Annotated in this window: 9 protein-coding genes and 2 pseudogenes; 9 read left to right on the forward strand and 2 right to left on the reverse strand. The window is 43.3% G+C overall.

Going from position 1 to position 11447, the window contains the following annotated elements:
• The first annotated feature begins 112 nt into the window (after window positions 1–112).
• The 7 genes and pseudogenes from ABIA61_RS04315 to baiCD all read left to right on the forward strand — a co-directional run bounded on the left by ABIA61_RS04315 (window position 113) and on the right by baiCD (window position 9232).
• A complete protein-coding gene (locus ABIA61_RS04315) occupies window positions 113–997 on the forward strand; it encodes an ABC transporter permease (protein ID WP_283656034.1) in 885 nt (294 codons plus the stop codon).
• A gap of 14 nt (window positions 998–1011) precedes the next feature.
• The gene (locus ABIA61_RS04320; RefSeq protein WP_283656035.1) at window positions 1012–1893 is read left to right on the forward strand and encodes a carbohydrate ABC transporter permease; all 882 of its coding nucleotides are present in this window, start codon (window positions 1012–1014) and stop codon (window positions 1891–1893) included.
• Between the two features lie 18 nt (window positions 1894–1911).
• On the forward strand, window positions 1912–3531 hold the full coding sequence (locus ABIA61_RS04325) for an ABC transporter substrate-binding protein (protein ID WP_283656036.1): 1620 nt from the start codon (window positions 1912–1914) through the stop codon (window positions 3529–3531).
• 72 nt (window positions 3532–3603) lie between these two features.
• Window positions 3604–5172, forward strand: a complete 1569-nt coding sequence (locus ABIA61_RS04330) for a glycoside hydrolase family 32 protein (RefSeq protein ID WP_283656263.1) — start codon at window positions 3604–3606, stop codon at window positions 5170–5172.
• A 544-nt stretch (window positions 5173–5716) separates the two neighbouring features.
• Window positions 5717–5929 (forward strand): annotated as a pseudogene (locus ABIA61_RS04335) (SDR family NAD(P)-dependent oxidoreductase); the annotation flags it as partial.
• 568 nt (window positions 5930–6497) lie between these two features.
• A complete protein-coding gene (locus ABIA61_RS04340; protein ID WP_283656037.1) occupies window positions 6498–7082 on the forward strand; it encodes a TetR/AcrR family transcriptional regulator in 585 nt (194 codons plus the stop codon).
• A gap of 209 nt (window positions 7083–7291) precedes the next feature.
• Entirely contained in the window at window positions 7292–9232 is a 1941-nt protein-coding gene (gene baiCD / locus ABIA61_RS04345; protein WP_404580079.1) for a bile acid Fe-S flavoenzyme BaiCD, read from the forward strand.
• Here baiCD and ABIA61_RS04350 read toward each other — a convergent pair.
• Complete coding sequence (locus ABIA61_RS04350) at window positions 9229–9477, reverse strand: hypothetical protein (protein ID WP_283657929.1); 249 nt, start codon at window positions 9475–9477, stop codon at window positions 9229–9231. The genes baiCD and ABIA61_RS04350 overlap by 4 nt on opposite strands.
• Window positions 9478–9835: 358 nt before the next feature.
• Here ABIA61_RS04350 and ABIA61_RS04355 point away from each other — a divergent pair.
• Together ABIA61_RS04355 and ABIA61_RS04360 are read left to right on the forward strand one after the other, a co-directional pair.
• Window positions 9836–10200, forward strand: a pseudogene (locus tag ABIA61_RS04355) (SDR family NAD(P)-dependent oxidoreductase).
• 10 nt (window positions 10201–10210) lie between these two features.
• Window positions 10211–10390: an SDR family oxidoreductase gene (locus tag ABIA61_RS04360; protein WP_404529658.1), complete on the forward strand. Its 180-nt coding sequence runs from the start codon at window positions 10211–10213 to the stop codon at window positions 10388–10390.
• Window positions 10391–10650: 260 nt separating this feature from the next.
• Here ABIA61_RS04360 and ABIA61_RS04365 read toward each other — a convergent pair whose 3' ends face one another.
• The gene (locus tag ABIA61_RS04365) at window positions 10651–11349 is read right to left on the reverse strand and encodes a TetR/AcrR family transcriptional regulator (RefSeq protein ID WP_349362259.1); all 699 of its coding nucleotides are present in this window, start codon (window positions 11347–11349) and stop codon (window positions 10651–10653) included.
• Window positions 11350–11447: the final 98 nt, after the last annotated feature.

An 11447-nucleotide genomic window follows, 5' to 3' on the forward strand; every position in this document is an offset into this window, starting at 1 on the left:
CTTTAATAACAAGCCGTGAACAGTAGGGGGGAAAAGATTGGCAAACTCGATCGCTCAAAAAAGGGGAGTTAAGGCTTCAGAAACAAAAAAAAGAAACCATTGGCTAAGTTACATGGTTCGAAATTATATATTGTATTTGTTTCTGCTTCCGTCCATAGTTCTTACCGTCATTTTCAAGTATGTTCCCATGTACGGCTCGATCATTGCGTTTAAAAATTTCAGTCCAAGAAAAGGCATCATGGGCAGCGAATGGGTTGGATTTGAACATTTTCAGCGGTTTCTTTCATCACCAAATTTTTATGACATTTTAATGAATACGCTTAAATTAAGCGCTTACGGTCTTATTCTCGGTTTCCCAGTACCCATCATTCTGGCCTTAATGCTAAATCTGATCAGAGGAGCGAAGCTCAAGAAGAATATTCAGCTTATTGTTTACGCACCTAACTTCATCTCGGTTGTTGTTGTTGCCGGTATGCTGTTTGTTTTTCTATCGCCGACTGGAATAGTGAACGCTTTGGTAACAACCTTCACCGGCAAGCCGATTTCTTTTATGACTGATCCCGCCTATTTCCGAACGGTATATATATTGTCCGGTATATGGCAAACAGCGGGCTGGTCCTCTATCATTTATGTGGCCACCTTAGCTAACGTGGACCCGCAGCTACATGACGCTGCAACAATTGATGGCGCTTCTTTGATGAAGAGAATCTTCCACATTGATCTGCCAGCTCTCAAACCCGTCATGGCCGTCCTATTCATTCTCGCTGCAGGAGGCATCATGTCGATCGGCTATGAAAAGGCTTACCTGATGCAGACGGCTCTGAACACGCCAACCTCGGAAATCATCGCGACTTATGTATACAAGGTGGGGTTGCAATCTGGCGATTATGCTTATTCTACGGCAATCGGGTTATTCAATTCCGTGATTAATGTGGTCCTGCTGATTTTCGTAAATACCGTCGTCAAGAAGCTGAACGAAGGGGAAGGGCTGTATTAAAGAAGGAGGTATTTATGGATATTCATTACACCGGGAAGGACCGGATTCTGATCATCATCAATTATATTCTGCTTGGTTTGTTTGTTCTCGCTATTCTGTTACCGCTGGTTTATGTGGTGCTTTCGTCCTTTTTGACTCCCAATACCCTGATTAGCAAAGGGTTTGCCATTACATCATCCGACTGGACACTCACGGGATATGCCAAAATCCTAAGCAACGGTGCCATGATCCGCGGTTTTTTTAATGCCATTTTTTATTCAGCAGCCTTTGCGTTCGCAACCGTATTGTTTTCCGTCTTCGCGGCTTACCCGCTTGCGATTGAAGGGCTGGCAGGGAAACGGTCCATTATGATCTTTTTCCTGATAACGATGTTTTTCGGTGGCGGTCTGATTCCAACCTATCTGGTGATTAAGGATTTAGGCATGTTAAATACGGTGTGGGCCATTATTCTGCCCGGCTCGATCAGCGTATTCAATATTATTCTGGCAAAGACTTATTTCCAAGGGCTTCCCAAAGAGCTGTTTCAGGCGGCGAGCATAGACGGAGCTTCCGAGCTCAGTATTTTCTTTAAAATCGTCCTGCCGTTGTCGAAGCCTATTATTTTTGTTCTAGCTTTATACGCTTTTGTCGGACAATGGAATTCTTATTTCGACGCCATGATTTATCTGGATGATCCGAAGCTGTTTCCGCTTCAACTGGTGTTGCGCTCCATTTTGATACAGAATCAGGTTCAGCCCGGTATGATTGCCGATGCGCTGGCGCAAGCGGAGCTTAAGAAATTGTCCGAAATGATTAAATACTCTGCCATTGTCATATCAAGTTTGCCTTTGATTGTCATGTATCCATTCTTCCAGAAGTATTTTGAAAAAGGTGTCATGGTAGGTTCGATCAAATAACAAACCGGGGGAATAGAGATGAACAAAACATTACTAACCTTGTCTGTGCTGGTACTTTCCACTTCACTGCTTGCCGGATGTGGCGGTTCAGGCAATAATTCTGCGGCATCCGAAGATTACAAGCTGGAAAATGTCACTCTGCCGCTTAAAGAGAAAGTTACCTTGCATTTTATGACTCAAAGCTCGCCACTGGCACCTTCCGATCCAAATGAAAAGCTGATTTATAAAAGGCTGGAAGAAAAAACAGGTGTGCATATCGATTTTACCAACTTCACCTCTGATTCCTTCATTGAAAAAAGAAACCTGGCTGTTGCCAGTGGAGATCTTCCAGATGCCATACTGGATGCCGGATATTCCGACTATGATTTGTTGAACCTCGGACAGGATGAAACCATTATCCCTCTGGAGGATTTGATTCAAAAATATATGCCAAATCTGCAAAAGGTATTGAAGGAAGCACCTGAGTACAAATCCATGATAACCGCACAGGACGGGCATATTTATGCTTTTCCCTGGATTGAGGAGCTGGGGGCCGGGAAGGAGAGCATTCATTCTGTAAACGACATGCCATGGATCAATGTGGAGTGGCTGAAAAAACTGGGTCTTAAAATGCCGAAAACTACTGAGGATTTAAAAAATGTGCTGCTCGCATTTAAAAATGGCGACCCTAACGGAAATGGCCAAGCGGATGAAATCCCGCTGTCTTTTATACTCAATAACGGCAATGAGGACCTGAATTTTCTGTTCGGATCATTCGGTCTTGGGGACAATGGTGATCATACTGTAGTGACCAATGAGGGGAAAGTGGTCTTCACTGCCGATCAGGACGGTTATAAAGAGGGGATCAAATATCTTAATGAGCTGTATAAGCTGAACCTGATCGACGAAGAGTCATTCGAGCAGGATTACAATACGTATCTGGCCAAAGGCCAGAATGAAAAATACGGTCTCTACTTTCAATGGGATAAGGCGAATATTTCAGGAGACAACGATAAATATGAATTGATGAATCCGCTCGCGGGGCCAAGCGGTAAAGTCAATGTGACCCGCACGAACAATCTCGGCTTTGACCGGGGGAGAATGGTGATTACCAGTGACAACAAAAATCTTGAGCTTACGGCAAAATGGATTGACCAACTGTATGATCCTATCCAGTCCGTACAGGACAACTGGGGCACCTACGGCGACAAAACTCAGCAGAACATTTTTGAATACGATGAAGCGAGTCATATGCTGAAGCATCTTCCGCTTAAGGGAACGGCTCCTGTCGAGCTGCGGCAAAAAACGAATATCGGTGGTCCATTGGCAATTCTTGACGAGTATTACGGAAAAGTAACGACCAAGCCCGATGATGCAGTAGGGCGGCTCAAGCTCATGAAAGAAAGACTTGTTCCTTATATGAAGGCTGACCACAATTTCCCGAAAGTCTTCTTCTCGCTGGAGGATCAGAAGCAGATCTCTACCTTGGAAACAGACTTATTTGCCTACGTTAACCGCAAACGGGCGGAATGGATCAAAACAGGCAAAGTGGAAGAAGAATGGGCGGATTATAAAGCCGAGCTTTCCAGACTGGGACTGGACAAATGGCTGGAAATCAAACAGAAAGGCTATGACAGATATCTTAAAGATCAAGGCTGAAACATATAAAAGGTGGTTGGGGCTGTTAACACCTTATCAACAATCAATAGGAGAGTGGATACCATTAAAGACATGCACCTAACGGACGACAGTAGCAGCAGAAAAGGATCACGAAACAGTAATTATAAGGAGACATACAGGCCTCAATTTCATTATTCACCGGAGAAAAATTGGATGAACGATCCCAACGGCTTGGTTTACTATGAGGGAGAGTACCACCTGTTCTACCAGCATACGCCCCATGATACGCGTCCTGACTTTGGTCGCATGCATTGGGGACATGCGGTAAGCAAGGATCTGGTGAATTGGGAAGAACTCCCACCGGCAATTCCGCCTGGAGAGGACGGAGCGATCTTCTCGGGAAGTGCGGTGGTGGATAAGAACAATACCAGCGGATTTTTCGACGAGGAAGGATCAGGCTTGATTGCCATTTATACGAATGAGGGCAACAAGGCTCAGCCCGGCAAGCCGCAGGTGCAAAGCATTGCTTACAGCAAGGACAAAGGTCGAACCTGGATAAAATATGAAGGTAACCCGGTTTTATTCCCAACGGAAACGCTAGACTTTCGTGACCCGAAGGTGTTTTGGCATGATGAATCGTCAATGTGGATCATGGTTCTTGCCGTAAGAGAACGTGTAGAATTTTACACATCTCCAAACCTCAAAGAATGGTCGTTTGCAAGCGAGTTCGGTTCCGACATTCCGTGTATACACCGAGGGATATTTGAATGTCCTGATGTATTTCGAATCCGAGTAGATGGGGATGAGAATACCACGAAGTGGATACTAATGCTAAGTGTGGGGGATAGAAATGGTGTGAATCCAGACGATCCGGAACCACCGGCAGGGGGTTCTGGCATGATGTATTTCATTGGCAACTTTGACGGTAAGACATTTACTCTGGATGAAGCGCTGGAAACTTTCGATGCTATTAAATGGGTAGACTACGGATCAGACTTTTACGCGGCCGTGACCTGGAATGGCATTCCAAACGAGGACGGACGAAAGATTTGGGTCGGCTGGATGAACAATTGGCGTTATGCTACCACGCTACCTTCAGAGGAATGGCGTGGCAAGATGTCAATTCCCCGTGAGCTACAGCTTAGGACTTGTCCGGAAGGACTTCACTTAATCCAAGCACCCATAAGTGAATTAAGTCAGCTAAGAGAACCGATTTTGTCTCTGCAAGACTTGACGATTAAGCCAGGTATGAACGTGTTGTCTGATATTTCTGCTGCAAAGGCAGAAATTATTGCAGAATTTGAAATCAGTACGGCCGTGGAATTCGGGTTCAAAGTGCGGAAGTCTTCCAATCAGGAGACGATCATCGGATATAATATCTCGAATGGGGAGTTGTCCGTCGATCGGACGAAGTCGAGCGCCATTGATTTTCATTCCGATTTCACAGCGATACACAAGGCCCCTATGAAGCCAGAGCATGAACGGATACAGTTGAGCATTTATGTGGATTGGTCAAGTGTCGAGGTCTTCGGAAATCATGGAAAAACAATCATTTCAGACATGATTTTCCCTGATTCGGAAAGTAGAGGGCTAGAGCTCTATACCATTGACGGAGACCTAAGGGTCGTATCGCTTCAAATCAATGATCTAGTAAGCATTTGGGGAAATGAGACTGTTTAGACTTTAGTTACCGTTATCATTCAAATTAAAATTATCTCACGACAGAACTCGTTGAGTAGCATTTTTCTACCAAGACACATAACACCCGATCGGTTCACAACCGTATCGGGTGTTTTCGTATCATTGGAAAATTAGTGGAACTCAAAAGACGACCACGGAGCAATCTCATTAAAAGTGAGTAAGAGCTATTGCTTTGCAGTGTTGAAAGGCGTAAGAATCTGCCCGTGCATGCCCAGTTCAAACATCCGCAATTATAATTTCCATAAGAGAGAAGAGGTTATGGCTGCTGGTCTTGAGTTCTTTAAAGTTAATTTGAAATAAACTCTAGCTGATGGGGCGTACGATCTATTACTACAAAGACAAATGATAAAGGTATAACAACTATTTACATTCATATTGAACACGTTTTACAGGTTGATTCCGCTTCGATACAGCTCTTAACTACGATGTCTAGTAGATACTTTTTCTATTATAGTGAATTAATATCATTTGCAAAGATACACGGAACGGATTTGCAATACAAAATGTTGACGAGTATACTAAAAACTCCATCCATCCCGGATATATTGAAAAGCCGATGATGGTCGATTTGTTCAAGGACGAGAATATGAATCAATGGTTCCTATCGCAGACGCCGCTTCCACGTTTGGGTAAGCCGGAGGATATCGCCAACGGCGTCCTATTCTTGGCGTCGGACGAGTTTTCCTACATTACAGGCGTGGAACTGCCAATCGACGGCGGCTATTCCGCGAAATAATCGTCGGATCTTCGCGGACTGCATTCTTTGCCTCAGCCGGGGAGCAGTGCGGTGATGACGATATCGCCGTCACCGCAATATCGAACATCTGGGTTAGATGCAGTTAAAGGTAGTCCTTTGCTACTCCAAAAACACCAGAAAATGAAAGAACTTTTACATACTTTGAACAACCTTCATATGAGGATAATCTTACTCTACTTATCTCATGAATCTCCCAAAGTTTACTTAAAATATATTTACGTTAATTTAACTGTCGACCGCTATTGGACCGTGAGAGAAGAAAAGGCGACTGAATTCGGTTTAAAAGATGTAGCATTCGAAAATCTAGCGACATTTGCACACAGCTTCATGCTGAAAGCTTACTTCAAATATGAATTGTAGAGAAGAAGATGCTGCAAAAAATGAATATCTTAAACTGCTGATCAATCAGCAGCTTTTTTGTTTGAAACGGAGAGGAAATGTTTTTGGATAGCATCATTAATACTTCGCTTTAATTTTGTTGTTCCATTGTTAATATTAGCTGATTTGATATAATACGTTAAAGATTAACAATTTACAGAGGTGGCAAATGAGAAAGCTTAAGAGCATAGAAGAACGGATTCTCGATCGGGCTCTATACCTAATGGGAATTAACAAAACCTGCGATATACCCATTAGGACTATAGCTAAGGAAGCTAATGTAAACGTCAGTGCGATTAACTATTATTTTCGGTCAAAAGAAGAAATGCTGAGGTTGGTCAAGGAGTTTTACATTGAGAACACCTTGACCGTTTTAGCTATATTGAACAACAAGAATTATAAGGTAGAAGAAATGTTGGTGTTGACGGCCAATGAAATCATGGAATATTCGTTGAGATTCCCAGGAAATATGGTAATTTTGAGAGATTCAAAAAAGCGTGCCGACATCGACGAGGTCTCAAGAAAAATTATCGACATATCTGCGGAAATAGAGAAACGGTTGAAAGAGCTAATTCGCCAGCTTATTCTGGGTGATGAAACATACTTGAATTATAAATACTTAATTTTTACCGCTTCTATTAATTATCCGACTGAGTATGATGGCAATGAGGACTTGGGAGGAACGCTATTAGTCGAAAGAAAGGATAGAATGACATATCTCAAGCTGCTGATCAGGACTCTGATATCAACTTAAGGAGTGCAGGAAGCGTGAGACCAATAGACTATGCTGGGATAGTCTATTTTTTATGAAAAAAATTCAAACAAAATGTTCTAAACGCATTGATTTAATTATCTGTTCAGCTTATATTTAAATTGTGAATTACAAGTTGGTATGTTTATAAACAAAGTTGTGAAAAACATCACAAACTAAAGGTTTTAGTAGTATCGAGGAGGAGAATTTATATGGTATACGACACTCTTTTTAGTCCTATCAAAATTAAAGGGTTGGAACTAAAGAATCGGGTTATGTTTCCGGCAATGGGAACAAAGATGGCAAGCGAGGACCGTTTTGTAACGCAGCAGTTGATTGATTATCATGTAGCAAGGGTTGAAGGTGGCTGCGGTTTAAATATTACAGAAGTATGCTCTGTCTACAAGCTTGCTTCCCCGAAGAAATATCTTGCGATTTCGGAGGACAAATACATTCCTGGTTTGAAGAAACTTACGGATGCGATTCACGAAGCGGGGGGGGGGAAGGCAGGAGCTCAACTCTGGCTCGGAGGCCTGGCTGTCGGAAGCGATCCTGAGCAAATGATCATCATTCCAAGTCCCATACTGGTGCCGGGAACAGAGCACACCATCCCCGGAGCAAGCCTAGAGACTATTCAAGAAGTGGTCAAAGCATTTGGAGAAGCTTCCAAAAGGGCAGTAGAAGCTGGCTTCGACACCATCGAATTTCACGCTGGTCATAATTACACTCCTCATTCCTTTCTCAGCTCCCATTTTAATCGGAGAACGGATGAATACGGTGGGGATTTGGATCATCGGGCAAGGTTCCTGATTGAATGCATTGAGGCTATTCGTCAGAATATGCCCGCTGACATGCCGCTGTTCATGCGAATTGACGCGCATGACGATTATTTGGAAGACGGCCTGACCATTGAAGAGGTTATCCAATTTTGCAAGCTGGCCAAGCAAGCCGGAGTAGACATATTGGATGTATCCAGAGGCAACTTTTCCTCTTCGGGCATTATTTACGAGGTTCCTCCCATCGATCTGCCCAGAGGCTTCAACGTCGATAATGCGGCCAGAATCAGGAAGGATACTGGCATGATTACTGTAGCTGTAGGCCGAATTAATGATCCTGCTCAGGCGGATGAGATTCTTTCAAGTGATAAGGCGGATATGGTTGTAATTGGGCGTGCTCAGCTTGCCGATCCTGAATTCTGCAATAAGGCACAAGCGGGAAAAGCAGAGGGTATTGTCCGGTGTGTCGGATGCAATCAAGGTTGCTATGACGGATTTGTCTCAACGGAAATACCATTTATCACTTGCTTGAGAAATCCGGCACTGGGCAGAGAAATCGAATACAAGTTAACGACTACCGAGTACCCCAAAAAAGTTTTGGTTGCGGGCGGCGGGATAGCAGGTCTTGAGGCAGCTATAATTTTGAAGCGCAGAGGCCATCATCCGATAGTATGCGAAGCTTCTGACGCGTTAGGCGGACAGTTTGCACTTGCCGGCGAAGCACCGAGAAAAGAAGAGATGAAGACAGCAGCTTTGGCTATGGGGGAGCAGGCCATCAGAGAAGGTGTAGATGTGAAGCTTGGAACGCCTGTTACCGCTTCTCTTATTGCGGAGCTTCAGCCCGACGAAGTGATCATTGCCGTTGGTTCTACTCCGATGGAATTGAAAGTTCCCGGCAGCCACTTGCCATTGGTAACAAACTCTCATGATGTTCTTGCTGGCAAGCTGACGATTTCCGGCAAGGTTGTCGTTGTCGGGGGCGGCCTGGTGGGCTTAGAGGTGGCTGAATATTTACACGATCAAGCCTCCGAAATAACAGTGGTAGAAATGATGGATCAAGTAGCCAAGGATTTGGGGCAGCTGCGTTCGATATGCGTCATGGAAAATCTTTATGCTTCTGGAGTGAAAACCTTAACGGATGCCAAATGTGTGGAAATTAAGGACAACGCAGTTGTAATTGAAAGCAAGGGACAGCTTCAAGAATATCCATGTGATTCGGTTGTGGTTGCTATTGGTGCCAAATCACGAAATTTTGAGAATATAAATGCGTTTTGCAGAGAGCATCACATTCCATGTCATGTTATCGGAGATGCGGTTCAAGCTCGCAGAGCGCTGAATGCCGTAGCCGAGGCAAACGAAATTGCACGGGCGATTTAGGCGAGAAAAGGAGCAATGGAAATTGGAGTAAAAGCATTGGTAGCACAAAGCAAAGATGCTACTGCAAAGTCATGCTGGAGAGATTTGTCAGCTCCCAGCATGACCATATGAACACGTGGAAGGTTTGAGTAGACACCGAATGAAGAAATGGTTGGTTCGATTGCATTATTGTTTAATACCCTCTCCAATATTTCTCCCATCTCATGGCTGGATTCTATTGCACCGCTTTGCAACCAATTGATCAAGATATTAAAAATAGCATCTGCATAGTATTTATTGTAATAAATGTTTACAAACGTTGAAATACTGCTTACTATCAGTCTTCTTGTGCAGTCTTAATAGCGAGGCAAATTCCTCTGTCGAATATTCCGTATAGCTTTCCAATATGTCATCCTTATTATAAAGCTATCTATAATATGTCGTTCTGGAGAAACCTGCTTTTATTGTGATCTGGGTAATCGTTATTTCTTGATCCGAAGCGTTCTTCATCAAATTCAGCAAAGCATTTACTATCCATTCTTTGACTATCATTTTTTCACTATAGCTTTTTATGATGTAACTTTTATCAAAACGAATGTAGCGGATGAAAAAAGCGTTAAGTCTATGGTTGAAGAAACCGTCTCAAAGTATGGGACAATTGATATATTAATCAATAACGCTCAAGCAACAGATAAAAGTGCATTACCGACATTGGTTGAAGATACTACTGTTGAACTAATGAAATTGTGTTGGACTACTGGGGCGCTAGGCACTTTCTTCTGTACAAAATACATAGTCCCTACATGAAGAAACAAAAATATGGCAGGATCGTAAATACTGCGAGTGCAACCGGCGTTAAAGGTATGGAGACTTTTGCTGCTTATGGTTCTCAAAAAGAAGCTATTCGTGGATTGACACGTGTATGTGCCACTGAACTAGGGGCATTTGGAATAACGTGTAATGTGATCTGTCCAGGTGCATTTAACTGAGGCATCCAAGATGTGGAAAGAGGCTTTCCCTGATGAATATGCCGCAGCAGTGGCACCTCAACCGATTAAACGATTAGGTGATCCCAAAAAAGATATTGCTCCTGTAGTCATGTTCTTGGTATCTGACGATGCACAGTTTGTTACAGGACAAACCATTGGCGTTGATGGCGGAACTACTATGCTCTCTTAATAGGCGTGAGGAAAAAATTTAATTTTACTTCATGAGGTTAGCTAGTATGAATACTGGCTGGCCTTTTTCGCATGAGTTGGGAAGGACCTGGAGCGATCAATACACCATCAGACAAATGAGGCCGATCAGCAGCTCGGTCGCACAAAAATGAACTCAAAAGGAGAAAGTACACTTGTCCTGTTCAATATGTGCTCACATCGGTCCTCATAATCTGGGAATCCGCGATATCCTGAAGCCAATCTAAAGCCCAAAGGCGATGTTTACGCTCTTAATTGGTCCAGGAACAATTTCTTCAGGATCTTGAACTGTTTTGCCTCTTCTACCTGGGTATGAAATGCCGCAATGCCATTCAGCATAGCCATTTTCTTGGAAAAATTTCCAAAAACGTTCATCATGGTAATGATGGTATCGGTAGTCATATGGTCCGTCCTTACGGAGCCGTCTTGCTCTCCAAGTAAGGCAAGCTCGCTGAAAAGCGCGATCAGTTTGTTGTATTGTGCCTGATAGATTTCTATATCTTCCAGAGGTTCTTTTGACATCGCAACGTAACATTCAAATGCTTCAATAAGTTTAGAGTTTCGTTGATGCTCTGTGTTCTGAAAAAAGATGAGCACACCGAAAATTCTGTCCAGCTTGTCGTAACAGTTGCCTTTGCCCCTAACAATTTCCGATAACACCTCAAATTCGGATTGGACAATCCTGGAAGCTACGGACACAATCAATTGCTCCTTTTTAGGGAAATAACGGAAGATGGTAGCTACGCCCAAACTCGCCTCCTTGGCGATTTCCTGCATCGTAGCTTGTTCAAACCCTTTATTGGTAAAAACGATCTGGGCTGCTTCAATAATATTTCTGCGTCGCGTTAATCTCAGATTGCTGCGCTCATGTTCAAGTCTTTGACTAGGTTGAATGAGGAAGACCTCCTTACAGGATTCAGCTTCAATTATGCTAGCAAAGATGCCTCTTGCTTGTCAATGAACATGCTTGTTAAACATAGCGAAGCACACAGATTAACTTTTACCTGGCTCACGAAGCAAAGTTGGACCTGCAGCAAGAT

The sequence above is a fragment of the Paenibacillus sp. RC21 genome (assembly GCF_044907935.1).
Classification (GTDB): Bacteria; Bacillota; Bacilli; order Paenibacillales; family Paenibacillaceae; genus Paenibacillus; species Paenibacillus terrae_A.